This window comes from Streptomyces sp. NPDC050439 (assembly GCF_040655335.1).
Lineage (GTDB): Bacteria > Actinomycetota > Actinomycetes > Streptomycetales > Streptomycetaceae > Streptomyces.
Genome location: NZ_JBFAJT010000004.1, coordinates 473,964 through 497,084, shown reverse-complemented (window position 1 = coordinate 497,084; position 23,121 = coordinate 473,964). Strand labels below are relative to the sequence as shown.

Here is a 23,121-nt window from a genome sequence, read left to right as displayed (position 1 = left end):
TCGCGTAGCGCCCGGTTCGGCAGTCTCCTACGCTCATAGAAGAGGGCGAATACGCTCATAGGAGAGGACGGACAGGGCACTCGCACCACTAGTCCTCTACGGAAGAGAGCCACGATGACCGTCGACCCCACCGACCCCGAGACCTTCGAGGCCGAGGCACCCACCGACACCAGCACCGAAGCGCCCGAGGCCGACGCCGCGGAGCAGCAGACCGACCTCGCGCCGCGCGGGGACGACTCCTTGCAGGGTGTGGACACGGACGCGGCCAACGAGGCCGACCTGGCCGAACAGGCCCGCGTCGTCAGCCTCGACGAAGACGACTACCGCTGAGCTGCCCGTGTTTGCCCTGCTACGCACGGCTTTCACGGTCGTCCGGTCCGTGAAATTCTCCGCTCGTACCGCGCACATCGCGGTTACTGAAAAGTACGATGGCCGCGCGGCGCACACCGCACATTCACGATCATGGGAGGCGGCGTGACAGCCATCGAGCAGACAGAGGCAGCGCGCCCGCGGGGCACACGCCTGCCGCGTCGTGCCCGACGCAATCAGTTGCTGGGCGCGGCACAGGAGGTCTTCGTCGCGCAGGGGTATCACGCGGCGGCGATGGACGACATCGCCGAGCGGGCCGGAGTCAGCAAGCCGGTGCTGTATCAGCACTTCCCCGGCAAGCTCGACCTCTACCTCGCCCTGCTCGACCAGCACTGCGAATCACTGCTGCAGTCCGTGCGTACGGCGCTCGCGTCGACGTCGGACAACAAGCTGCGGGTGGCGGCCACGATGGACGCCTACTTCGCGTACGTGGAGGACGAGGGCGGCGCTTTCCGCCTGGTCTTCGAGTCCGACCTGACGAACGAGGCGGCGGTCCGCGAGCGCGTGGACCGGGTCACCCTCCAGTGCGCGGAAGCGATCTGTGAGGTCATCGCGGAGGACACGGGCCTGCCCCGTGACGAGGCGATGCTGCTCGCGGTGGGCCTCGGCGGTTACTCACAGGTCGTCGCGAGGTACTGGCTCGCGAGCGGCAGCACGGTCCCGCGCGAGAAAGCGGTGGAACTGCTGACGTCGCTGGCCTGGCGCGGTATCGCGGGCTTCCCGCTGCACGGCCTGGAAGGCCACTGACGCACCCCGGAAGGCTTCCCGCCTTCTGTTCCCGATCTCTGTTCGCTACCGGCGTGCAGCGGCACAAGCATGCACGTCGCCTCACCGGGCTAATGTGTGCTGAGTACGGCGCGGCAGGCCGCGCACATCACTGACCGTCGGAGGGACAAAGCCGTGGAGGTCAAGATCGGCGTGCAGTACGCGCCCCGCGAGATCGTGCTGGAGAGCGGCCAGAGTGCCGAGGAAGTCGAGCACGCGGTGTCCGAGGCGCTGACCGGCAAGTCGCCGCTGCTGAGCCTCGTGGACGACCACGGCCGCAAGGTCCTGGTTCCGGCCGACCGCCTCGCGTACGTCGAGCTCGGCGAGCCGACCGCACGCAAGGTGGGTTTCAGCGCCCTGTAGTTCAAGGCGCTGCACGCACAGCACACACGAGAACGGCCCGGTGGTTGTGACCACCGGGCCGTTCTCGTGCGTCGCGATGCGTTGAGGCGACCTGCGGGGGAAGGCTTTGGAGGATTGCATTCCGGCCGCCAGGGGTAAGACCGGCTACGACCGTTTTGCACCTGGCCGCGAGGGAGGGAAGACCCTGTGATTCTGGAAGCACTCGGCTCCGCACTGCTCGGTTTCGCCCTGGCATGGGCGGCGGCCCACCGACTGTCCGCGCGGCTCCCCGCGCGCAAGCTGGTCCTGTCGACCGGCGCGGCCGGCGCCATGATCGGCGCGTTCGTCACACACATGGCCCTGGGCTCAGGCCACTTCCTCGGCACACTCGCAGGCGCCGTAGCCGTGGCAGCAGCCCTGCTCTCCCTCCTCCTCCGCCCCACCCGCGGCCACCTACGCCGTCGCTCAGCGACGGCGTAGGGAGAGCGCCCTACGGTCCCTGCCGAAAGACGCCCCGGCCCCCTTCAGGGGCACGGGAAACGGCACTCCGGACCCCTTCAGGGGCACGGGGAACGGCGCTCCGGGCCCCTTCAGGGGCACGAGAAACGGCGCTCCGGACCCGTTCAGGGGCACGGGGAACGGCGCTCCGGGCCCCTTCAGGGGCGCGGGGAACTGCGCGACAAGCCACAACGCACCCCGCAGGCGAGTACGGCGCCCAGGCCCCCTAAGGGGCGCGGGGAACGGCGCGAGGAACCACAACGCACCCCGCAGGCGAGAACGGCGCCAAGCCCCCTAAGGGGCGCGGGGAACGGCGCGAGAAACCACGACGCACCCGCAGCCGAGGAGAACCCGCCCCCCGGAGCCCCTGCGACTACGCGGCCAACCCCAACGCAGCCATCCGCTTGGTGTGCGCCTCAGTGATCCGAGAGAACATCCGCCCGACCTCAGCAAGGTCGAACCCATCGGCCACGCCCCCGACCAGCATGGTCGACAACGCATCCCGGTCAGCAACGACCCGCTGCGACTGCGAAAGCGCCTCCCCCATGAGCCGCCGCGCCCACAGCGCCAACCGCCCACCCACCCGGGGATCCGCGTCGATCGCGGCACGCACCTTCTCCACCGCGAAGCTCGCGTGCCCCGTGTCATCGAGCACGCCGAGGACGAGTCGACGGGTGTCACCGTCGAGCCGCGCCGCGACCTCGCGGTAGAAGTCACTGGCGATCGAGTCACCCACGTACGCCTTGACCAGCCCCTCGAGCCAGTCGGACGGCGCCGTCTGACGGTGGAAGCCGTCGAGCGCGGCCACGAACGGCTCCATCGCCTCGGTCGCGTCCGCGCCGATAGCCGAGAGCCGGTCCCGCAACTGCTCGAAGTGGTGGAATTCCGCCGACGCCATCTTCGCCAGCTCCGCCTTGTCGCCCAGCGTCGGCGCCAGCTTCGCGTCCTCCGCGAGCCGCTCGAACGCCGCGAGCTCTCCGTAGGCGAGCGCTCCGAGCAGGTCCACGACCGCGGCGCGGTAGTTCGGGTCGGCGGAAGCGGTCGTCCAGTCCTGGGCAGCGATTCCCGTGGGTTCGGCAGGTGTGTCAGCGGCGGTGTCAGGCGTCTCCATAAACCGCACAATAGCCCGCGCGCAGCAACGTGTAAGGGCCTGGTCAGTGACTGTGACGACAGTGACGTGACGAATTCGCCAGACACGGCTGCGAGATTCCGGGGTACAGTGGTAATGCGCCCGCCGAATATTCGACGGGCCGTACGAATGAGGATGCCCGGTCGGAGGCCCGATCGGCTCCGACCCGACAGCCCTCCAGGCGGCCCGCGCAGTGCGGACGGCACGAGGAGGGAACCTCAGCGGTACGAGCGCTCGAGCGCAGGCAGTGGTCCCGCGCCCCCGGCCCCGCCCCCCAAGCAGCCGGCGGTAGTGGCACGGTCACGACCCCCCAGCGTTCGCCTCGGGCCGCGTCTCACAGAAGAGGCAATGCTCTGACTACGACTTTCCGCGATCTCGGAATTCTCTCCGAGACGGCCGAGGCCCTTGAGGCCGTCGGCATCACCAGCCCTTTCCCCATCCAAGAGATGACGCTCCCCGTCGCGCTCTCGGGCAGCGACGTCATCGGCCAGGCCAAGACCGGCACCGGCAAGACGCTCGGCTTCGGTCTCCCGCTCCTGGAGCGCGTCACCGTCCCCGCGGACGTCGAGGCAGGCCGGGCCAAGCCCGAGCAGCTGACCGACGCCCCGCAGGCGCTCATCGTCGTCCCCACGCGTGAGCTCTGCCAGCAGGTCACCAACGACCTCCTGACCGCCGGCAAGGCGCGCAATGTCCGCGTCCTCGCCATATACGGCGGCCGTGCGTACGAGCCGCAGGTCGAGGCCCTCAAGAAGGGCATCGACATCGTCGTCGGCACGCCGGGTCGTCTGCTCGACCTCGCGGGCCAGAAGAAGCTCAACCTGAAGCACATCAAGTGCCTGGTCCTCGACGAGGCCGACGAGATGCTCGACCTGGGCTTCCTGCCCGACGTCGAGCGGATCATCAACATGCTTCCGGCCAAGCGTCAGACGATGCTGTTCTCGGCGACCATGCCGGGCGCGGTCATCGGCCTGGCCCGTCGCTACATGTCGCAGCCCACGCACATCCGCGCCACCGCGCCGGACGACGAGGGCCAGACCGTCGCGAACACGAAGCAGCACGTCTTCCGCGCGCACAACATGGACAAGCCCGAGATGGTCTCGCGCATCCTGCAGGCCGAGGGCCGCGGACTCGCGATGATCTTCTGCCGTACGAAGCGGACCGCCGCCGACATCGCCGAGCAGCTCGAGAAGCGTGGCTTCGCCTCGGGCGCCGTGCACGGCGACCTCGGGCAGGGTGCCCGTGAGCAGGCGCTGCGCGCGTTCCGCAACGGCAAGGTGGACGTGCTCGTCTGCACGGACGTCGCCGCGCGCGGCATCGACGTCGGTGGCGTCACGCACGTCATCAACTACCAGTCCCCCGAGGACGAGAAGACCTACCTGCACCGCATCGGCCGCACCGGCCGCGCGGGCGCCAAGGGCATCGCGATCACGCTGGTCGACTGGGACGACATCCCGCGCTGGCAGCTGATCAACAAGGCGCTGAACCTCGGCTTCAACGATCCGGTCGAGACGTACTCCAGCTCTCCTCACCTGTACGAGGAGCTGAACATCCCGGCGGGCACCAAGGGTGTCCTGCCGCGCGCCGAGCGGACCCGCGCCGGCCTTCGCGCCGAGGAGATCGAGGACCTCGGCGAGACCGGCGGCAAGGGCGGCTCGCGTGGCCGCGACCGCGGGCGCGACGGCGGGCGCGACGGCGGCCGTGACCGTGGGCCTGCTCCCGTACAGGAGCGCGAGCCGCGTGAGGCACGTACGCCGCGTCGCCGCCGCCGCACCCGTTCGGGTACGCCGCTGGAGGCTCCGGCGGTGGCGGTCGCCGAGGCCGCCGCACCGACGCCGGTAGCCACCCCCGCCCCCGAGTCCGAGCCGACGGAGCCGCGCACACCGCGCCGCCGCCGCAGGACGCGCAGCGGTACGGAGGCTGCGGAGGCAGCGGTCGAAACGGCGACCCTGGTGGAGACCGAGCCCCCGGTGGAGAAGCCGCGCCGCAGGACTCGCAAGGCAGCGGAGCCGGTGGCAGAGGCGACGGAGACCCCGGCGGAGAAGCCGCGCCGCACCCGCAAGGCAGCGGAAGCAGCGGTGGACACGGCCGAGGCCACCGAGACCCTGACGGAGAAGCCCCGCCGCAGGACCCGCAAGGCAGCGGAACCGACGCCCGAGGCGACGGAAACCCCCGCGACCAAGCCGCGCCGCACCCGCAAGGCAGCCGAGGCAGCGGTCGACACAGCCGAGGCCACCGAGGCCCTGACGGAGAAGCCCCGCCGCAGGACCCGCAAGGCAGCGGAACCGACGCCCGAGGCGACGGAAACCCCCGCAACGAAGCCGCGCCGCACCCGCAAGGCAGCCGAGGCAGCGGTCGACACAGCCGAGGCCCCGGCGGAGAAGCCGCGCCGCCGCACCCGCAAGGCAGCGGAGCCGGTGGCGGAGGTGACCGAGGCCGGGATCCCCGCGCAGCCGACGGAGGAGACGAAGCCGCGTCGCCGTACGCGCAAGGCCGCGGAGGCTCCGGCTGCCGCCGAGGAGGCCACGGTCACCAAGCCGCGCCGCAGGACCCGCAAGGCGGTGGCTGCACCGGCCGAGGAGCGCTAAGGCACTCCACCAAGCAGCAAGCAAAACCCGAAGGCCCGGCCCCCCACAAGGGACCGGGCCTTCGGCCTACCCACCCCTACAACCCACCGCCCGATTCCCCACATCAACGGCCAGGACGAACAGGCAACGGAGACGGACAGAAGACCCAAGGCCCTGCACCCGCATCGCACAAAAATCCCACCCACGGTGCTCTGACCACGGGCAACCGGAGGGGCGGGTGGGAAGAATTTGCGCGGAGGGCGGGCAAGTACTCGCGCGAAGCGGGTGCAGGACACTCGCGGCGCTCCAGCAAACAGCCCATCCACCCCGCTCCGACCACAGGGCAATCGGACCGGGAGGCGGGAGAGAACTAGCGCAAAGAACGTGCATGACACCCGTGGCGCGCCAGCCGAAGAGCCGCGCCCCCCTGCAACTGCGGGGCGCTCGGGTGGGTGGGCGGGAAACATCCGCGCGAAGCGCGGGCAAGGCACCCACGGCGTACCCGCCGGACAGTCCTGCCGCCACTGCGGGGTGCTCGGGTGGACGCACACGCGACGCACGGGCCGTCCACCCGCAACGCACCCACCCGCCGAACGGTCCCGCCCCTCTGACTGCGGGGCAATCGGGCGGGTGGGCGGGCGACATCCGCGCGAAGCGCGGGCATGACAGCCGCGACAGCCGCGACGTACCCGACGAACACCCCCCTGGACTGCGGGGTGCTCGGCCGGTGGGCGGGCGACATCCGCTCGGAGGGCGGGCAGGAACAGGCGCGGCGCGACAGCCGAAGAGTCACGCCCCCTGCAACCGCGGGGTGCTCGGGTGGGTGGGAGGCGCGGGTATGGCAGGCGCGGCGCGTCGGCCGGAGAGTCACGCCCCCCCCTGCGCGTCGGCCGGAGAGTCACGCCCCCGGTGACTGCGGGGTGCTCGGGTGGGTGGGTGGGAAAAAGCCGCGCCGCGGAGCGCGCGTACGACGTCCCCCGGCGTGGCAGACGAGCGGTCCCCTACGGCTGCGAGGCGCTCCGGCCCCCGGGGAAGCAAGCCGCCAGCCCCCACCAGAGGCGCCCCACCCCAAAGCCCGGCACGGACCCGTAGAACCCCCGCCCCACCCGCCAGCTAGCCTCAAGGCATGAGCAGGCCCCCGACCTTCACCCCGCCCCCCGGCGTCGACGCCCGGCGTCTTCGGACCGCGCGCGGCGACTTCGCCGCCCTGGACGCCCGCCCGGCCGGCAAGGCCAAGGGCACCGTCCTGCTGCTCCCCGGCTTCACCGGGAGCAAGGAGGACTTCATCGCGCTGCTCGAGCCCATCGCAGATGCCGGGTACCGAGCCGTCTCCGTCGACGGACGCGGCCAGTACGAGTCCGAGGGGCCGACCCACGACGAACTCCCCTACGCCCAGGACGAGTTGGCCCAGGACGTCCTCGCCCAAGCCGCCGCCCTCACCCAAGCCGACACCGACCCCCACCCCCCGCACCTCCTGGGCCACTCCCTCGGAGGCGTCATCGCCCGCGCCGCAACCCTCCGCGCCGCCACCCAGCAAGCCCCCGCCCCCACCTTCGCCTCACTCACCCTGATGGCGTCAGGCCCGGCCCAGATCGCTCCCTCGCAGCAGGCCCGCGCCAAGATGCTGACGGACGCGCTCGGGGTTCTGTCGATGGACGAGGCGTGGGCGGCCATTCAGGCGATGGACCCGCCGGAGGAGACGGACCTCGACGGTGACGCCCTGCGCGTCCGCTGGCTGCGCCACAGCCCCGCCCAGCTCATCGCCACCGGCAAGCAGCTCTGCGTCGAGCCCGACCGCGTCGCGGAGCTCGCCGCGCTCCCCCTGCCCAAGCACGTCATCTCCGGCGAGCGCGACGACACCTGGCCCATCCCCTGGCTGGACGACATGGCGGCCCGGCTGCACGCCCACCGCACGGTCATCGCCGGCGCCGAGCACTCCCCCAACACCGACCGCCCCGCGGAGACCGCCGCCGCCCTCATCGCCTTCTGGGACCGGATCAGCAGCAGCGGCGGCGGCAGCGACAGCGACAGCGACAGCGACAGCGCAGGCAATCACTAGTACTGCGTCTGCAGGTGCTCCCAGAATCCGTCCCGCAGCGCCCGCCGCAGATCCGACTGCCCCCGCAGCGAGTACGCGAGCAGCTTCTCGGCCTCCACCAGGAGCTCCTGGTCCACGGACCCGGGCAGGTACGGATGCCCCGGCAGCAGGTCCACCAGCGCCGCACGCCCCCGCGCGGCCAGCCATTTGGCGGCGATCTGCGCGCCCACGAAACGCACGTCCTCGCGCGCGGGCCGCGGCGTGCCCGCGCCCTCGTACGTCGCGTACGGCGTGACCGAGCGCCGGGACACGTACGGCTTGAAGAAGTCGAGGTCGAACGTGCGCTGGCTGTCGACCTCCCACAGCAGCGGCTCGGCCTGATTGCGGCCCTCGGCGGCCTCGATGCCCCACAGGTGCACCCGCGCGCCGTACCCCTGCGCCGCCTCCACCGCCGAGACCAGGTCCTCGTCGCCGCCGATCAGGGCCGCGTCGCTGATGGCGCGGTGCCTGGCGAGTGACTCCAGATCCGTCCGGATGAGGGAATCCACGCCCTTCTGCTGATTGTTGGCGTTCAGGTTTCCCAGGCGGACCTTGACGTCGGGGAGCTCCGCGATCGACTGCTGCTCCACCGTGTGGATACGGCGCCGCGCACCGTCGTACCAATAGACGCGCAGCAGGCGGCTGTCCGCGAAGATCGTGCGGGCCTTGTCGATGAACGCATCGATCAGCCCCTCCGCGTCCAGGTCGAAGGCGCGCCGGTCCTCCGTGCCGACCGCGAGCCGCCCCGCCGCGGCGTACACGTACCCGGCGTCGACGAAGATCGCGTGCGTGGACGGCGTCTTCGCCACCTCGGCGAGCATGCGCTCGAGGAGGCTGGTGGCGCGCTCCAACTGGGCACTGATCTGAGTGCCCAGCTCAGTGCCCAGCTCAGTGCCCAGCTGAGTGCCCGGCTGGGAGCCGTCCTGGAGGCCGTCCTGGGAGCTGATCTCGATCTCGTCGTTCATCGGTGCCATTGTCCCGTTGGTCACGCAGCGAACACAACCGGTTCCGCTACTCATGAGTAATTAGTCTGTCGAAAAATTTCCTTAGCGTAGGGAATGTTTGCTGGGGGCAACTCGTTGTACCCGTATGGAACGCCGGACACAGCTGTCCCGGTGGCCACCACACCAGTAGTTCTCCTTCAGGAGGATGACCAGACGAAGGGAGAAGCCTTATGCGCTTCGAAATCATGCGACTCGACGACGTCGACGGCGCCGCCGTGGACCGGACCGTCGTAGACGCCGCCTCCGTCAATCGGATCGTGCAGCAGGCCGCAGCGATCGGCCAGCGCATCTATATCCGACCGGCCGAATCCCCGGCCTCGTAACGCCAGGTTGCACGCATAAGTTGGCGCGCACAGGTTGCGCGCACAGGTTGAAGGGCCCCCGTACACCTTTGGTACGGGGGCCCTTGGCATGCCCGAACACGAACACATGGCTGCCGAGCCCCTAGGCGCCGTTGATCACCTGGGTCACGCCGTTGATGATCTGCTGCACCGCGATCGCGGACAGCATCATGCCCGCGAGCCGCGTCACCAGGACCACGCCGCCGTCCTTGATGACCCGGATGATCAGCAGCGAGTAGCGCATCACCAGCCACAGCACGACGTGCATCGCCACGATCGCCGCCCATACGGAGATCTGCGTGCCGACGCTGTCGGCGTCCTGGACGGCCAGGATGACGGAGACGATCGCGCCGGGTCCCGCGAGCAGCGGCATGCCGAGCGGCACCAGGGCGACGTTCACGTCCTTGGTCTGCGTCGGCTCGTCCGACTTGCCGGTGAGCAGGTCGAGCGCGATCAGCAGGAGCAGCAGACCGCCCGCGATCATCAGCGCGGGGACGGAGACATGCAGGTAGTCGAGGATCTGGTGCCCCAGGACACCGAAGACCGCGATCACGCCGAAGGCGACGCAGACGGCCTGGAAGGCCATCTTCTTCTGCACCTTGGCCGGACGGCCGGAGGTGAGTCCGAGGAAGATCGGCGTGATCCCGGGGGGATCCATGATCACGAAAAGGGTGAGGAAGAGGGAGCCGAAGACGGCGACGTCGAACACAGTGATGGCCTTGCAGTGAAGTGAGCGTACGAAAATGCCGCACGGGCGCGGCGGACAAGTGGGAGGAGCGGGAAGGAGTGGGCCCGGGAGGGGCCGAGGAGCGGCGAGCGGGGAAAGTGAGCCCTGCGGCGCCGGCTACGCGCCGGCGCGTCCGCCCGCGCCCGGCACCGGGAACGCCCCGGTCGCGCGCCGCGTGATCTCCCCGTAGATCTCGGGGTCGGTGGTGAACTCCCCGAGCACGCAGGTCTTGCGGCTGCCGTGGTAGTCGCTCGACCCGGTGGCGAGCAGGCCGAGGTCCGCGGCGAGGCCGTGCAGCCGGGTGCGGGTGGCCGGGTCGTGGTCCATGTGGTCGGCCTCGATGCCGTCGAGTCCGGCTGCGGCCAGCGCCGCCATCGCGGCCTCCGGCACCACCTGGCCGCGCTTGACGGCCGCCGGGTGGGCGAAGACGGTGACGCCGCCCGCGGCCTTGACCAGGCGGATCGCGTCGAAGGGGTCCAGTTCGTGCTTCTCGGCGTACGCCCGGCCGCCGTCGGCGAGCCAGTCCTGCGTGAAGGCGTCGGAGACGGTGGGCACGACGCCCAGTTCCACCAGGGCCTCGGCGATGTGCGGGCGGCCCACGGAGCCGTCGCCCGCGATGCGCGCGACCTGCTCCCAGGTGACCGGGACGTCGAGTTCCCGGAGCTTGTCGATCATCGCCTTCGCGCGGGGCACCCGGTCGTCGCGCACGAGCTCGCGCTCACGGGCGAGCTCCGGCTCGTCGGGGTCGAAGAGGTAGGCCAGCATGTGCAGGCCCACGCCGTCGAGGCGGCAGGAGAGTTCGGCGCCGGTGACGAGGGTGAGACCCCGGTCGAGCCCTTCCAGGGCCGCGACGGCCTCCGCGTGCCCGCGGGTGGTGTCGTGGTCCGTGAGGGCGACGACATCGAGTCCGGCGGCGGCCGCGTTGCGCACCAGCTGCGCCGGGGTGTCCGTGCCGTCGGAGGCGGTGGAGTGGGTGTGCAGGTCGATGCGCACGACGCGGACTCCAGGCTCTGACGGGGCGGGGGCGTACCGGTCCACGAGGGATGGCCGCAAAGGGGACGCTCAAGGATAACGGGACCGACACGTTCCACCGCCCGCCCCAAGGGAGACACCCCTCACTCCCCCGACGCGCCACCGCCCCCTGAAAGCCCCGACCCCACACACCTCACGGCATAGAGCCCCCACCACCTCAAGACATCAAGATCCGCGGCGAAAGCGCCCCGCACGGCAGCAGGTCCACCTCCGCGCCCGCGTCCCGCAGGTCGGTGAGGACCAGCTCGTCGTACATCAGGAGTCCCGACTGCTCCGGCCACGCGATCGCCCACAGCCACAGGCCCCGCGCCTCGCCAGCGAAGACCGCGCGGTCGTCCGGTGTGCCCGCCACATGCCACATCGGGGTCGGCCGACCCGCCGCGAGCAGCTTGGCCGCGGGGGGCTTCTCGACGTTCAGATACGGGCCGGGGTCCGGGCCGTCGACACCGGCATACCGCGCGCCGAGACCGACGCCGAGCTCCTCGGCGACCAGGACCAGCTCACCCATGCCGCCGAGCGGCGCGGGCCCCGAGCAGGCCACCGCGGTGGCACGGCCGCCGCTGCGGTCGTCGCCCGCGCAGGCCACGCCCGTGAACAGCCAGCCGACCGGCAGCGGCCACGGCATCCAGACCGGCACCTGCGCGCGATGCACCACGACCTGGAGCGCCTCGACGCTCGGCGGGATCACAGGTTGCAGCGGATGCACCGTCCCGTGCACATCGCACTGCCAGGAGTCGGCAAAGAGGCCGGGAGCCCTGACCCGGCCACCACACTTCGGGCAACTGGGTTCGCCCCTCATAGCGACCAACGGTCCTCCCCGGTCGTCGCCCCGTCAAGGACGATCACCCGTCCGGTGGCCCTGTCACCAGGCGAAACTAGATGTAGCTTGCATCTTTTAGCTTGGCTAACTAATGTGTGTATACGTCAACGATCTCGACGGAAGCCGCTTACGCAGCCGCGAAGGAGCAGGCATGAACAGCAGCACAGGAGGGCCCACGACAGGTCCCGCCGGAGGGCACACCGGAGGGTCCGCCGGAGTGGACCCGTTCGACGAGGGCGCGACCAGCCTCCTGCGGCAGCCCAAGGCCGTCTGGGCCACCGCCGGCGCGTCCGTCGTCGCCTTCATGGGCATCGGGCTCGTCGACCCGATCCTCCCCTCCATCGCCAAGGGCCTCGACGCCTCCGCGAGCCAGGTGTCCCTGCTCTTCACCTCGTACTTCCTGATCACCGCCGTCGCGATGCTGGTGACCGGCTTCGTCTCCAGCCGGATCGGCGGCAAGAAGACCCTGCTGCTCGGCCTCGCGCTCGTCGTGGTCTTCGCCGGGCTCGCCGGCACCTCGGGCTCGGTCGGCGAACTGGTCGGGTTCCGCGCAGGGTGGGGGCTCGGCAACGCGCTCTTCGTGTCGACCGCGCTCGCGGTCATCGTCGGCGCTTCGGCCGGCGGCAGCGCCGCCGCGATCCTGCTCTACGAGTCGGCGCTCGGCCTGGGCATGGCGTGCGGACCGCTGCTCGGCGCGGTGCTCGGCAACGCGAGCTGGCGCTACCCCTTCTTCGGCACGGCCGTCCTGATGGCGGTCGGCTTCCTGTGCATCACGGCCTTCCTGAAGGAGCAGCCCAAGCCCGCCCAGAAGACCTCGCTGCTCGCGCCGATCAAGGCTCTTGGTCACGGCGGGCTCGCGTCGGCCGCCGCCTCCGCGTTCTTCTACAACTACACGTTCTTCACGGTCCTGGCCTTCACGCCGTTCGTCCTGAACATGACCCCGTACAAGTCGGGTGCGATCTTCTTCGCGTGGGGCCTGCTGCTCGCGGTCTTCTCGGTGCTCGTGGCGCCGCGACTCCAGGCGAGGTTCGGCTCGCTGAAGGTGCTCGGCGGTTCGCTCGTGCTGCTCGCGGCGGACGTGCTGGTTCTCGGGTACGGCACCCACGCCACGGCCATCGTCTGCACGATCCTGTCCGGTGCCTTCATCGGCGTGAACAACACCGTCTACACCGAGCTCGCGCTCGGCGTCTCGGACGCGCCGCGCCCGGTGGCCAGCGCCGGTTACAACTTCGTCCGGTGGTTCGCGGCAGCCGCCGCCCCGTTCTTCGCGCCGAAGATCGAGGAGTGGAGCAACATCCACATCCCGTTCGTGGTCGCGGCCGTCACGGCGGTGCTCGGCGCGGCCGTGGTGTGGGTCCGCAAGGACTCCCTCACGCACGAGGCCGAGGAGCTCGAACCGCGGCACGCGACGGAGGACGGCGTCACCGTCTTCGCCAACTAGGGCTGCCGGCAGCGGACTTCAGTCCAGGGACACGGACTTGCGCAGCGGATCGCGCAGGTCCGTCCCGCTGCTCAGCCAGCGCTCCTGCAGGGCCTGCGCGCCGTGCACCCGCTTCCACGCGCCCTCGTTCGGCGTCATGGGAAGGAGCGGCAGGAACCGTACGGGATCCATGGGCGCGTCCAGCTCCAGGTCCTCCACCAGACCGCCGGGCTCCGCGACGAGCACCGACGTGAACTGGGCGCCGGGCCACAGCGGTTCACCCACGTCGAGCGACGCGCCGGGGGCCACGATCAGGCCCTCGACCACCGGCGAGGCCGCCAGTACGGCGAGGGGGCGCAGCACCTTGTCCGTGTCGGCGACCCCGCCCCGCACCGTGAGGATCAGTTCCGCGCGCGGACCCTTGACCGGGTCGGCAAGCGCGGCGGTGGGATCGGCCATCGGCTGGGCCGACATGCCGAGGGTGGCGTATCTGACCAGGTCCCCGTCCGTGAAACGCAGCACTTCGACGCGGTCGGTGCCGAGGAAGGTCACCGCGGCGCGGGCGTCCGGTTCACCGAGGCCGGTGCGGAGACGGGCCTCGACCAGAGCAAGAACATCAGCCATGACGCGAGCATAGAACTCGTCAGTGGCGGGTAAAGACGGGGCTTGACACTTCAGTCGGCTGATAGTGTTGGCCGCTGGTTCCGGGCAGCACGCAGAGCGCGCTTTCAAGCCCGGGCAGATGACTTGGCGCGCTACGCGCTTGGGACTTCCCCTACGGGGGACCGGCCGGAGGAGGTGGGGCTGCCATGGATCGAAGTCGACCGTGCAGTACCACCCGTTCTTCCGTCTGACACCTCACGCAGCCCTGTAGCTGCCACTGTGCGCCAGTACTCCCCGTGCTCGCGTGCGACGGAAGAGCACTTCGTTTCCACCTGATCTCTCTGTGTCCCCTGATCTGAGTCAGTAGCGAAGCTGCCACCGCGATGGTGCGGTGCTCCCCGCTTTGTGGACGTGCCGAACATCCTCAGCAGGACGTCCCCATTCCGGGTAGTTCCAACCGTCGCAGGCCGCCTCCGTCGAAGGAGCCTGCCCATGTCGATGATCCGTGACCTGCGTGCCGCCGTCCGTCCCTCGCTCCGCAAGGACGGCAGCGCCTACAGCTCGTACGACACCACGCGCGACCCGACCGCCGCCTCCGCCGTCGTCGACTGCGCCGTCTACCGCGACGGCCGCCGCGCGGCCTGCGACGACACGCTCACGCCGCACGAGGCGATGCTCCAGGTGCGTCGCGACGGCGGCTTCGCCTGGATCGGTCTGCACGAGCCGACGGAGGCCGAATTCGCCGGTATCGCCGCCGAGTTCGGGCTGCACCCGCTGGCCGTCGAGGACGCGGTGCACGCGCACCAGCGGCCCAAGCTGGAGCGTTACGACGACACGCTCTTCACCGTCTTCAAGACCATCCACTACGTGGAGCACGCCGAACTCACCGCCACCAGCGAGATCGTGGAGACCGGCGAGGTGATGTGCTTCACCGGGCGGGACTTCTTCATCACGGTCCGGCACGGTGGTCATGGCTCGCTGCGCGGCCTGCGGCGCCGGCTCCAGGAGGAGCCCGAGCTCCTCGCCAAGGGGCCCTCCGCCGTCCTGCACACCATCGCCGACCACGTCGTCGACGGCTATCTCGCGGTGGCCGACGCCATGCAGGACGACATCGACGAGGTCGAGACCGAGGTCTTCTCCGCCCCGAGCAAGGGCAAGGGCTCCGCGCGCGGTGTCGACGCCGGGCGGATCTACCAGCTCAAGCGGGAGGTCCTGGAGTTCAAGCGGGCCGTGTCGCCGCTGCTTCGGCCCATGCTGCTGCTGAGCGAGCGGCCGATGCGGCTCGTCGACCCGGACATCCAGAAGTACTTCCGTGACGTCGCCGACCACCTGGCCCGCGTCCAGGAGCAGGTCGTCGGCTTCGACGAACTGCTCAACTCGATCCTCCAGGCCAACCTCGCGCAGGCCGCGGTCGCGCAGAACGAGGACATGCGCAAGATCACCTCCTGGGCGGCGATCATCGCCGTGCCGACGGCGGTCTGCGGGGTCTACGGCATGAACTTCGACCACATGCCCGAGCTGCACTGGCGGTTCGGCTACCCGATGGTGCTCGGTCTCATCGCCGGAGCCTGCTGGACCATCCACCGCACCCTGAAGCGCAACGGCTGGCTCTAGGTCCCTCGCTGGACCCGGGCGCAGGCGGCACGCGGCTCGATAGGCTGCGCGCATGACAGACACGCTGCTCGCCCAGGCCCTCGTCGAGGAGGCCACCAAGAAGTCCGGCCTCATCTGGGTGCGCGGCGAAGGCCCTGCCCGTGCCCTGTGGCACGTGTGGCACGAGGGCGCGGCGTACCTCATCGGCGACGGCCCCGGCGAGCAGCCGCTGCCGGGTCTCGTCGACGGCGGCACCGCCGAAGTGACCGTACGCAGCAAGGACAAGGGCGGCCGGCTCATCGCCTGGACGGCGGAGGTGACCGAGCTCGCGCCGCGCTCCGAGGCGTGGGAGGCGGCCGTCGCCGAGCTCAAGGGCAAGCGCCTGAACGCGCCCGACGGCGAGCGGATGCCGCAGCGCTGGGCGGACGAGTGCCGGGTCGTGCGGCTCACCCCGCGGGAGACCGTCACCGACCTGCCCGACGGCTCACTCGCGGCCCCGCCCCTGCCGACCGGGGCGACCACCCGCAAGCCGGTGCCCGAGGCGCTGCCCCGGCTGCTGTTCAAGCGCAAGAAGCGGCGGGGCTGACCGGCCCCGGGCCAGGACTCTACGAATCGGGCAGCTGCTCGCCGTAGTCCACCATCTCGTCCTTGGCCGGCGCCTCCAGGGTGAAGTCCCTGCCCCAGTCGCTGAGCCGGAGCGTGCCCGCGTCGCCCGCGCGCTGCAGGCGCAGCGGGTAGGGCTTGCCCTTGAGGGAGACGTCCAGGGTGCCGCCCGCGCCCTTGTCGCCGGTGATCTTGATGCTGGGGTTGCCCGACGTCGTGCCGCGCTCGCCGGTGGCAAGGTCGCCGTGCAGGGTGAGCATGCCCTCCAGGAGGAGGTCCTTGTCGGTGAAGCCGCTCAGCTGCTGGTAGGACGCGTCTTCCTCGGGGACCTTCACGTACTTGCCGTCGAGCTTCGCCGCGGCGCCCTCGTCCGCCTTGCCGGGCTTCTCGCCGCCCTTGGCGTCCTCGTGGGTCCAGAAGGAGGAGTCGGCCATCAGGAAGAGCTGCTTGCCGACGCGCAGCAGCCTGAAGGTCTCACCCTTGGAGGTGACCGAGCCGCTGCCGCCCTCGTCCTTGAGCTGCATGTCGAGCTTGTACGTGTGGCCCTTGCTGACCAGCGTGCCCGAGAGCCGCACCGCGGGCGCCGCGTCGGCCGCCGCGCGGGACTTGCCCTGGATCTTCGCGGCGGAGAGTTTGCCGATGCCGTTCGTGCCCGCGTCCGGGTCCTCTTCGCTGCTGCACCCGGTCAGACCGGTGACCCCCAGGACGAGGCCCGCGCACATCGCGCTCACGAGTGCCGTCTTGCGGATACGGCGGACCGGGGGAATCGCTGACACAGGGGGCGCTGCCTCTCGTGGGGACGACGGCTACGGCTACGGCAGTACGGCAGCGTACCCGTGCTGACTAGGTAGATTGTCGCCAGTCCGGCCGGACGCCCCGCCGGGGCGTATCCGACCGGGACGGGCTAGCCTGAAGCCCGCATTGACTGACAGAACGGCATGAAAAGGTCACGAGCAGAAGAGGGGGCGTGCGATGGCGGCAAGCGCCTCCCGGGTCTTCGTGTCGCATCTGGCCGGCACCGCCGTCTTCGACCCGAACGGCGACCAGGTGGGCCGGGTGCGCGACCTGGTCGCGATGCTCCGGGTGAACCGCAGGCCGCCGCGGCTGCTCGGACTCGTCGTCGAGCTGTCCACGCGGCGCCGCATCTTCCTGCCCATGACGCGGGTGACGGGCATCGAGTCGGGCCAGGTCATCACGACCGGCGTACTGAACGTACGGCGCTTCGAGCAGCGGCCCACCGAGCGGCTCGTGCTCGGCGAGATGCTCGACCGGCGGGTCAAGCTCGTCGAGTCGGGCGAGGAGGTCACCGTCCTCGACGTGGCGGTGCAGCAGCTGCCGGCCCGCCGTGACTGGGAGATCGACCGCGTCTTCGTACGGAAGGGGAAGGGCGGCACCTTCCGGCGCAAGGGCGAGACGCTGACCGTCGAGTGGTCGGCCGTCGACGGCTTCTCCCTTGAGGAGCACGGCCAGGGCGCCGAGAGCCTGCTCGCCACCTTCGAACAACTGCGCCCCGCCGACCTCGCCAACGTCCTGCACCACCTGACGCCGAAACGGCGTGCGGAGGTCGCGGCGGCCCTCGACGACGACCGGCTCGCCGACGTCCTCGAAGAGCTCCCCGAGGACGACCAGATCGAGATCCTCGGCAAGCTCAAGGAGGAGCGCGCCGCCGACGTCCTGGAGGCGATGGACCCGGACGACGCCGCCGACCTGCTCGCCGAGCTCCCCGAAGAGGACAAGGAACGGCTGCTCACGCTGATGCAGCCGGACGACGCCGCCGACGTACGGCGTCTGATGGCGTACGAGGAGCGCACCGCGGGCGGCCTGATGACGACCGAGCCGATCGTGCTCAGGCCGGACGCCACGGTCGCCGACGCCCTCGCGCGGGTGCGCCAGCAGGACCTGTCCCCCGCCCTCGCCGCGCAGGTCTACGTGTGCCGCCCGCCGGACGAGACGCCGACCGGCAAGTACCTGGGCACCGTGCACTTCCAGCGGCTCCTGCGCGATCCCCCGTACACGCTGGTCAGCTCGATCCTGGACGACGATCTGCAGACCCTCGCGCCGGAGACCGCGCTGCCCCAGGTCGCCGGGTTCTTCGCGACGTACGACATGGTGGCGGCCCCGGTCGTCGACGAGGGCGGCTCGCTGCTCGGCGCCGTCACCGTCGACGACGTGCTCGACCACATGCTGCCGGACGACTGGCGCGAGACCGAGTTCCACCAGGAGGAGGCGCCGCGTGCCACCGGCTGACCGCGAGCGGGACAACCGCGCCGAGCAGCGGACCGCTCCCCGCTTCCGGCTCGACCAGCCGCGGCCCCCGCGCCGCAAGTTCCTGCCGGAGTACGACCCCGAGGCGTTCGGGCGGCTCTCGGAGCGGATCGCACGGTTCCTGGGCACGGGACGCTTCATCGTCTGGATGACGGTCACGATCATCGTCTGGGTGGCGTGGAACGTCTGGGCGCCCGAGGCGCTGCGCTTCGACCCGTTCCCCTTCCTGTTCCTGACCCTCGCGCTCTCCCTCCAGGCGTCGTACGCGGCGCCCCTGATCCTGCTGGCGCAGAACCGGCAGGACGACCGGGACCGGGTCAACCTCGAACAGGACCGCAAACAGAACGAGCGGTCCATCGCGGACACCGAGTATCTGAGCCGTGAGATCGCCTCGCTGCGCATGGGCCTGGGCGAGGTCGCCACCCGCGACTGGATCCGCAGCGAACTCCAGGACCTGGTCAAGGAGCTGGAGGAGCAGCGCAGGGGCCCTCGCGTCGTATTCCCGGCGGAGGAGAGCGGCGGGCGTGACGTAGGCGACCGTTGACGGCTCTTTCCGGGGCGGGGTTACCGCGCCGTACTATCGGTCTTATGGCTACGGAAGACGCGGTGCGTGAAGCACTGGCGACGGTGAACGACCCCGAGATCCATCGACCCATCACCGAGTTGGGGATGGTCAAATCGGTCGACATCTCCCCTGACGGGGTGGTGGCGGTCACCGTGTACCTCACGGTCTCCGGGTGCCCGATGCGCGAGACCATCACGAAGAACGTGACCGACGCGGTCGCCGCCGTCGAGGGCGTCACGCGCGTCGACGTCACCCTCGACGTGATGAGCGACGAGCAGCGCAAGGAGCTGGCGAGCGCGCTGCGCGGCGGGACCGCCGAGCGCGAGGTCCCCTTCGCCAAGCCCGGCTCCCTGACCCGTGTCTACGCCGTCGCGTCCGGCAAGGGCGGCGTCGGCAAGTCCTCGGTGACGGTGAACCTGGCGGCCGCGATGGCGGCGGACGGCCTGAAGGTCGGCGTCGTGGACGCGGACATCTACGGCCACTCCGTGCCCCGGATGCTGGGCGCGGACGGCAAGCCCACCCAGGTCGAGGACATGATCATGCCGCCGTCGGCGAACGGCGTGAAGGTCATCTCGATCGGCATGTTCACGCCGGGCAACGCCCCCGTCGTCTGGCGCGGCCCGATGCTCCACCGCGCCCTCCAGCAGTTCCTCGCGGACGTCTTCTGGGGCGACCTGGACGTGCTCCTGCTCGACCTGCCGCCGGGCACCGGCGACATCGCGATCTCCGTGGCCCAGCTGGTCCCGAACGCCGAGATCCTCGTCGTGACGACGCCCCAGCAGGCGGCGGCCGAGGTCGCCGAGCGCGCGGGTTCCATCGCCGTACAGACGCACCAGAAGATCGTCGGTGTCGTCGAGAACATGGCGGGGCTGCCCTGCCCGCACTGCGGCGAGATGGTCGACGTCTTCGGCACGGGCGGCGGGCAGCGCGTCGCCGAGGGCCTCACGAAGACGACGGGCGCCACGGTCCCGGTCCTCGGCTCCATCCCGATCGACGTCCGCCTGCGCGAGGGCGGCGACGAGGGCAAGCCGGTCGTCCTGACGGACCCGGACTCCCCGGCGGGCTCCGCGCTGCGCACGATCGCGGGCAAGCTGGGCGGCCGTCAGCGCGGCCTCGCGGGCATGACCCTGGGGATCACCCCGCGCAACAAGTTCTGAGGCCCTCCCGGGCTTCTGCCGTACGCCGATGGGGGCGCCGCTCGTCATGAGCGGCGCCCCCATCGGCGTATGTGTGCGTCGGCCGGACCGGCCGGGCGCGTCCTAACCGGCCGCGTAGTCGTGGATGTCCTTGACCACGGAGAAGCCCAGGCCGTACGCGCTCATGCCACGGCCGTAGGCACCCAGGTGGACGCCTTCCTCCGTGGACCCGGCGAGCACCCAGCCGAACTCGGACTCGCGGTAGTGGAACGAGGTCGGCACCCCGTCCACCGGGAGCGAGAGCGTCGACCAGTCCTCGCCCTGCAGGTCGTCCGCGAGGACCCAGGCCGTCTCGGTCTGCTGGTCCAGCCAGTCGTCACGCAGGCTGTGGTCCATCTGGCTGGGCCAGGTGAAGGACAGCAGCCCCACTCCGGCGAGCCAGGCCGCGGACGACACCGACGTCGCCTCGAGCAGGCCCGTGCCGTCCGGGCTGCGCCGCACCGGGTTGGCCGCGACGGTCACCACGGCCGCGAAGCGCTCCTTGTCGTTGTTGCCGAAAGGCCCGTCACTCCGTACCGACGGCTCATCGCCGTGCCCGATGGAGCCGTGCTCCACCGTGCCGTCCGCGGCGGTGCCGACCTGCATCAGCCAGCGCTCGCCCGTGAAGGCCTCGTCGAGGCCGTACCAGGGGAAGGGCGCCAGCAGATAGCTGTCGACCGTGCGCCGGGCGGAGGGCATCGCCTGAGCGGTGCCGTCCGCGGCCGGCGCCTGTGCGCCTACGCGACTTGTCGTCTCCATGTACCCGGCCGCCTCCTCGTTCTCATCGGTCCGCAGGGCCCGCCCCCCTCGGGCGTCCTCAGCCGGACAACAAGGCAGGATAGCCACACCCGTTCCGGAAGCCGGGACACCGGTCGGCGGTCGGGTGACGCGAAAGGTGCGCCGATGGGGGCGCTCAGGGGCGCGGCGGGGGTGCCTCGGAGGAGGTCAGGTGGCGTCCGCGTCGAACGGCGGATGGTCGGCGGGCGCGGCCTTCTCGGGCTTCTTGTCCATGTCGATACGACCGTCCTTCTTGGCCATGTCGACGCGGCTGCCGCCCCCGTCGGACGCGGCATCGGAGGATTCACTCTCCCGCCCGTGCACGGCGTCCGTGACCTCGGCCATCTCCTTCTTCAGGTCGAAGCCGTTCCGGATTTCCTTCAGGCCGAGCTCGTCGTTGTCGAGCTGCTTGCGGATGAAGGTCTTCGGATTCAGGTCCTCGAACTCGAAGTCCTTGAATTCCGGGCCGAGTTCACTGCGGATGTCCGCCTTGGCGCTGTCCGAGAATTCACGGATCTTACGAATGGTCCGCGAGGCGTCCTGAATGAGCTTGGGCAGCTTGTCCGGGCCGAAAACGAGCACGGCGAGGATGATCAGCGCCACTACCTCGAGCGGGCCAATGTCTGAGAACACCTTGAGCTCCTTGCCATCCGGACCGCGTCCACGGTACCTGGCGTTCCTGTCCGTCCGGTAGCCGCTGGGCGACAGACGTGGATCAGTTCCCGTCCGAGGCGCCGAGCACCAGCGTCACTTTCCGGTCCTTTCCCGCGCGCTGGACGGTCAGTTCAAGGCGGTCCTTGGGGCGGTGGGCGCGGATCTTGACGATGAGTTCGTCGCCGGAGTGGATGCGCTGGCCGTCCACTTCGGTGATGACATCGCCGGGCTTGATCCCGGCAGCATCGCCCGGACCGCCCTTGTTCACGGCGGGGCCGCCGTCCTTGCCCTTCTCGCCGACGCGGGCGCCGTCGCCCGTGTACTCCATGTCGAGCGTGACACCGATCACAGGGTGTGTGGCCTTGCCGGTGTTGATCAGCTCTTCGGCGACGCGCTTGCCCTGGTTGATGGGGATGGCGAAGCCGAGGCCGATGGAACCCGCCTGGCCGCCGCCGGGGGCCGAGCTGTCGTCGGCGGAGCGGATTGCGCTGTTGATGCCGATGACGCGGGCCTGGGAGTCGACCAGCGGGCCGCCGGAGTTCCCGGGGTTGATGGGTGCGTCGGTCTGGAGCGCGTCGACGTAGCTGACGTCGCTGCCGTCGCCCTTCTCGCCGCCGGCGGTGATGGGGCGCTCCTTGGCGCTGATGATGCCGGAGGTGACGGTGTTGGCCAGGTCGAAGGGGGCTCCTATGGCCACCACGGGGTCGCCCACCTGCACGTTCTCTGAGTTGCCGAGGGGCAGCGGCTTGAGTCCGCGTACGCCGGAGACCTTGACGACGGCGAGGTCGTAACCGGCGTCGCGGCCGATGACCTCCGCCTTGGCGGTCTCTCCGCCGCTGAACGTCACCGATATCTCGCCGCCGGTCCCCGCGGGCTCGACCACGTGGTTGTTGGTGAGGATGTGGCCCTTGCCGTCCAGCACGAAGCCGGTGCCGGTGCCTTGCGCCTCGTCGCCGCTGACGTGCAGCGTCACCACGCCGGGCAACGAGCTCGCCGCGATCCCGGCGACGCTGTCCTTGGCCCGGGTCTTGTCCTGCGAGTCCGCCTGCGGCAGCTCGATGTCCGAGACCCCGGCGTTCCGCTCGACGTAGGCCCCGATGGCTCCACCGATCCCACCGGCCACGAGCGCGATGACGGCGATCCCCACCAGAACAAGCCGCCGCGCCCGCTTCTTCTGCTTCCCCGCATCAACGGGCACGGCCCCACTCTGCTGAAGGGGCGCGTTCCAGGGGTCGTAGGGCTGCCGGGGCGGGGCGATGGGTTGGGGCTGCTGGGGGGCTGGGTGGGGCTGAGCTTGCGGCGGCTGCTGCGGGGTCGGGTGGGGCTGGGGCTGGGCTTGCGGCGGCTGCTGCGGGCCCGGGGTGCCGTGGGGCGGGGTTCCGCCGTGCTGCGCCGCCGGGAGCTGCGTGCCGTGCGCCGGGGTCGCCGCCGGGTGCTGTACTGGCGGGGCGGGGGCCCAGGGACCGGGCTCACCGTAGGGCGGGGTGCTGTACGGATCGGGGTCGTGCAGCGGGCGGGGTCGCTCGGCGGAGCCGCCGGGGACGGTGGCCGAGTCGGACGGACCGGAGCCAGGTTCGGCCGGCGCACCGGGAGCCATGCCGCTCTGGGCGGGGGCCCCCGGAGCAGCCGGAGTCGCGGAGGCGGGCTCGGCAGGTGCAGGGGTCGCGCCGGGCAGAGTGCCCGAGGCATCGCCGGGGTAAGCCAGAGCCGAAGCGTCCCCAATCAGGCCACCCAGAGCGGCATCCGCGGCCGCACCAGAAGCCATGCCCGCCTGGGCGGGGGCCCCCGGAGCAGCCGG

Annotated in this window: 23 protein-coding genes; 13 read left to right on the top strand and 10 right to left on the bottom strand. The window is 70.7% G+C overall.

What is annotated here, in order from left to right; all coding sequences use genetic code 11:
* Positions 1-114 precede the first annotated feature (114 nt).
* The 4 genes from AB0I66_RS19630 to AB0I66_RS19615 all read left to right on the top strand — a co-directional run bounded on the left by AB0I66_RS19630 (position 115) and on the right by AB0I66_RS19615 (position 1,956).
* Positions 115-330 (top strand): hypothetical protein, encoded by a 216-nt coding sequence (locus AB0I66_RS19630; protein WP_363209127.1) that lies wholly within the window; start codon positions 115-117, stop codon positions 328-330.
* Between the two features lie 144 nt (positions 331-474).
* Positions 475-1,116 carry a TetR/AcrR family transcriptional regulator gene (locus tag AB0I66_RS19625; protein WP_363209126.1) on the top strand — a complete coding sequence of 214 codons (642 nt, stop codon included), beginning with the start codon at positions 475-477 and terminating at the stop codon, positions 1,114-1,116.
* A gap of 153 nt (positions 1,117-1,269) precedes the next feature.
* On the top strand, positions 1,270-1,497 hold the full coding sequence (locus AB0I66_RS19620) for a DUF3107 domain-containing protein (RefSeq protein WP_055565193.1): 228 nt from the start codon (positions 1,270-1,272) through the stop codon (positions 1,495-1,497).
* A 186-nt stretch (positions 1,498-1,683) separates the two neighbouring features.
* Positions 1,684-1,956, top strand: coding sequence for a hypothetical protein (locus tag AB0I66_RS19615; RefSeq protein WP_363209125.1), 273 nt, complete (start codon positions 1,684-1,686; stop codon positions 1,954-1,956).
* 391 nt (positions 1,957-2,347) lie between these two features.
* On the opposite strand, the gene AB0I66_RS19610 is transcribed toward AB0I66_RS19615, so the two are convergent.
* The gene (locus tag AB0I66_RS19610; RefSeq protein WP_363209124.1) at positions 2,348-3,085 is read right to left on the bottom strand and encodes a ferritin-like fold-containing protein; all 738 of its coding nucleotides are present in this window, start codon (positions 3,083-3,085) and stop codon (positions 2,348-2,350) included.
* 464 nt (positions 3,086-3,549) lie between these two features.
* Here AB0I66_RS19610 and AB0I66_RS19605 point away from each other — a divergent pair, with 464 nt between their 5' ends.
* Positions 3,550-5,688, top strand: a complete 2,139-nt coding sequence (locus AB0I66_RS19605; RefSeq protein ID WP_363209123.1) for a DEAD/DEAH box helicase — start codon at positions 3,550-3,552, stop codon at positions 5,686-5,688.
* Between the two features lie 1,105 nt (positions 5,689-6,793).
* Positions 6,794-7,726 carry an alpha/beta hydrolase gene (locus AB0I66_RS19600; protein ID WP_363209122.1) on the top strand — a complete coding sequence of 311 codons (933 nt, stop codon included), beginning with the start codon at positions 6,794-6,796 and terminating at the stop codon, positions 7,724-7,726.
* Here the strand turns inward: AB0I66_RS19600 and AB0I66_RS19595 are convergent.
* The gene (locus AB0I66_RS19595) at positions 7,723-8,709 is read right to left on the bottom strand and encodes an NYN domain-containing protein (protein WP_363209121.1); all 987 of its coding nucleotides are present in this window, start codon (positions 8,707-8,709) and stop codon (positions 7,723-7,725) included. The genes AB0I66_RS19600 and AB0I66_RS19595 overlap by 4 nt on opposite strands.
* A 209-nt stretch (positions 8,710-8,918) precedes the next feature.
* Between AB0I66_RS19595 and AB0I66_RS19590 the strand changes: the two genes are divergently transcribed.
* Positions 8,919-9,071 (top strand): hypothetical protein, encoded by a 153-nt coding sequence (locus AB0I66_RS19590; RefSeq protein WP_167829028.1) that lies wholly within the window; start codon positions 8,919-8,921, stop codon positions 9,069-9,071.
* 121 nt (positions 9,072-9,192) lie between these two features.
* Here the strand turns inward: AB0I66_RS19590 and AB0I66_RS19585 are convergent, their stop codons facing one another.
* The 3 genes from AB0I66_RS19585 to AB0I66_RS19575 all read right to left on the bottom strand — a co-directional run bounded on the left by AB0I66_RS19585 (position 9,193) and on the right by AB0I66_RS19575 (position 11,647).
* Positions 9,193-9,798, bottom strand: coding sequence for a MarC family protein (locus AB0I66_RS19585; RefSeq protein WP_363209120.1), 606 nt, complete (start codon positions 9,796-9,798; stop codon positions 9,193-9,195).
* 135 nt (positions 9,799-9,933) lie between these two features.
* The gene (locus AB0I66_RS19580) at positions 9,934-10,809 is read right to left on the bottom strand and encodes a PHP domain-containing protein (protein WP_363209119.1); all 876 of its coding nucleotides are present in this window, start codon (positions 10,807-10,809) and stop codon (positions 9,934-9,936) included.
* A 196-nt stretch (positions 10,810-11,005) separates the two neighbouring features.
* Positions 11,006-11,647 carry a DUF6758 family protein gene (locus tag AB0I66_RS19575; protein ID WP_363209118.1) on the bottom strand — a complete coding sequence of 214 codons (642 nt, stop codon included), beginning with the start codon at positions 11,645-11,647 and terminating at the stop codon, positions 11,006-11,008.
* Between the two features lie 172 nt (positions 11,648-11,819).
* On the opposite strand from AB0I66_RS19575, the gene AB0I66_RS19570 reads away from it, so the two are divergent.
* Entirely contained in the window at positions 11,820-13,109 is a 1,290-nt protein-coding gene (locus AB0I66_RS19570; protein ID WP_363209117.1) for an MFS transporter, read from the top strand.
* A gap of 18 nt (positions 13,110-13,127) precedes the next feature.
* Here the strand turns inward: AB0I66_RS19570 and AB0I66_RS19565 are convergent, their stop codons facing one another.
* On the bottom strand, positions 13,128-13,712 hold the full coding sequence (locus AB0I66_RS19565) for a suppressor of fused domain protein (protein WP_363209116.1): 585 nt from the start codon (positions 13,710-13,712) through the stop codon (positions 13,128-13,130).
* A gap of 471 nt (positions 13,713-14,183) precedes the next feature.
* Here AB0I66_RS19565 and AB0I66_RS19560 point away from each other — a divergent pair, with 471 nt between their 5' ends.
* Together AB0I66_RS19560 and AB0I66_RS19555 are read left to right on the top strand one after the other, a co-directional pair.
* Complete coding sequence (locus tag AB0I66_RS19560; protein ID WP_363209115.1) at positions 14,184-15,305, top strand: magnesium and cobalt transport protein CorA; 1,122 nt, start codon at positions 14,184-14,186, stop codon at positions 15,303-15,305.
* A gap of 52 nt (positions 15,306-15,357) precedes the next feature.
* Complete coding sequence (locus tag AB0I66_RS19555; protein WP_363209114.1) at positions 15,358-15,870, top strand: hypothetical protein; 513 nt, start codon at positions 15,358-15,360, stop codon at positions 15,868-15,870.
* Between the two features lie 19 nt (positions 15,871-15,889).
* On the opposite strand, the gene AB0I66_RS19550 is transcribed toward AB0I66_RS19555, so the two are convergent.
* Positions 15,890-16,663 (bottom strand): hypothetical protein, encoded by a 774-nt coding sequence (locus AB0I66_RS19550; protein ID WP_363209113.1) that lies wholly within the window; start codon positions 16,661-16,663, stop codon positions 15,890-15,892.
* A 196-nt stretch (positions 16,664-16,859) separates the two neighbouring features.
* On the opposite strand from AB0I66_RS19550, the gene AB0I66_RS19545 reads away from it, so the two are divergent.
* From AB0I66_RS19545 to AB0I66_RS19535, 3 genes are read left to right on the top strand one after another with little or no spacing between them, the layout of a single operon-like run.
* The gene (locus AB0I66_RS19545) at positions 16,860-18,134 is read left to right on the top strand and encodes a CBS domain-containing protein (RefSeq protein WP_363209112.1); all 1,275 of its coding nucleotides are present in this window, start codon (positions 16,860-16,862) and stop codon (positions 18,132-18,134) included.
* Positions 18,121-18,696 carry a DUF1003 domain-containing protein gene (locus AB0I66_RS19540; protein ID WP_363209111.1) on the top strand — a complete coding sequence of 192 codons (576 nt, stop codon included), beginning with the start codon at positions 18,121-18,123 and terminating at the stop codon, positions 18,694-18,696. The genes AB0I66_RS19545 and AB0I66_RS19540 overlap by 14 nt, the downstream gene beginning before the upstream one ends.
* Positions 18,697-18,740: 44 nt before the next feature.
* Positions 18,741-19,874: an Mrp/NBP35 family ATP-binding protein gene (locus AB0I66_RS19535; protein WP_363209110.1), complete on the top strand. Its 1,134-nt coding sequence runs from the start codon at positions 18,741-18,743 to the stop codon at positions 19,872-19,874.
* A 102-nt stretch (positions 19,875-19,976) separates the two neighbouring features.
* Here AB0I66_RS19535 and AB0I66_RS19530 read toward each other — a convergent pair whose 3' ends face one another.
* From AB0I66_RS19530 to AB0I66_RS19520, 3 genes are all read right to left on the bottom strand, one after another.
* Positions 19,977-20,651 (bottom strand): hypothetical protein, encoded by a 675-nt coding sequence (locus AB0I66_RS19530; protein ID WP_363209109.1) that lies wholly within the window; start codon positions 20,649-20,651, stop codon positions 19,977-19,979.
* A gap of 186 nt (positions 20,652-20,837) precedes the next feature.
* Positions 20,838-21,302, bottom strand: coding sequence for a sec-independent translocase (locus tag AB0I66_RS19525; RefSeq protein WP_363209108.1), 465 nt, complete (start codon positions 21,300-21,302; stop codon positions 20,838-20,840).
* Between the two features lie 82 nt (positions 21,303-21,384).
* A complete protein-coding gene (locus AB0I66_RS19520) occupies positions 21,385-23,088 on the bottom strand; it encodes a trypsin-like peptidase domain-containing protein (protein WP_363209107.1) in 1,704 nt (567 codons plus the stop codon).
* Positions 23,089-23,121 lie beyond the last annotated feature (33 nt).

Excerpts from the sequence above, each read along its gene's own strand:
- AB0I66_RS19565 (WP_363209116.1), bottom strand. The coding sequence starts at position 13,712 with ATGGCTGATGTTCTTGCTCTGGTCGAGGCCCGTCTCCGCACCGGCCTC.
- AB0I66_RS19630 (WP_363209127.1), top strand. The coding sequence starts at position 115 with ATGACCGTCGACCCCACCGACCCCGAGACCTTCGAGGCCGAGGCACCC.
- AB0I66_RS19570 (WP_363209117.1), top strand. The coding sequence starts at position 11,820 with ATGAACAGCAGCACAGGAGGGCCCACGACAGGTCCCGCCGGAGGGCAC.
- AB0I66_RS19560 (WP_363209115.1), top strand. The coding sequence starts at position 14,184 with ATGTCGATGATCCGTGACCTGCGTGCCGCCGTCCGTCCCTCGCTCCGC.
- AB0I66_RS19520 (WP_363209107.1), bottom strand. The coding sequence starts at position 23,088 with ATGGCTTCTGGTGCGGCCGCGGATGCCGCTCTGGGTGGCCTGATTGGG.
- AB0I66_RS19590 (WP_167829028.1), top strand. The coding sequence starts at position 8,919 with ATGCGCTTCGAAATCATGCGACTCGACGACGTCGACGGCGCCGCCGTG.
- AB0I66_RS19605 (WP_363209123.1), top strand. The coding sequence starts at position 3,550 with ATGACGCTCCCCGTCGCGCTCTCGGGCAGCGACGTCATCGGCCAGGCC.
- AB0I66_RS19530 (WP_363209109.1), bottom strand. The coding sequence starts at position 20,651 with ATGGAGACGACAAGTCGCGTAGGCGCACAGGCGCCGGCCGCGGACGGC.
- AB0I66_RS19535 (WP_363209110.1), top strand. The coding sequence starts at position 18,741 with ATGGCTACGGAAGACGCGGTGCGTGAAGCACTGGCGACGGTGAACGAC.
- AB0I66_RS19545 (WP_363209112.1), top strand. The coding sequence starts at position 16,860 with ATGGCGGCAAGCGCCTCCCGGGTCTTCGTGTCGCATCTGGCCGGCACC.
- AB0I66_RS19555 (WP_363209114.1), top strand. The coding sequence starts at position 15,358 with ATGACAGACACGCTGCTCGCCCAGGCCCTCGTCGAGGAGGCCACCAAG.
- AB0I66_RS19600 (WP_363209122.1), top strand. The coding sequence starts at position 6,794 with ATGAGCAGGCCCCCGACCTTCACCCCGCCCCCCGGCGTCGACGCCCGG.
- AB0I66_RS19595 (WP_363209121.1), bottom strand. The coding sequence starts at position 8,709 with ATGAACGACGAGATCGAGATCAGCTCCCAGGACGGCCTCCAGGACGGC.
- AB0I66_RS19575 (WP_363209118.1), bottom strand. The coding sequence starts at position 11,647 with ATGAGGGGCGAACCCAGTTGCCCGAAGTGTGGTGGCCGGGTCAGGGCT.
- AB0I66_RS19610 (WP_363209124.1), bottom strand. The coding sequence starts at position 3,085 with ATGGAGACGCCTGACACCGCCGCTGACACACCTGCCGAACCCACGGGA.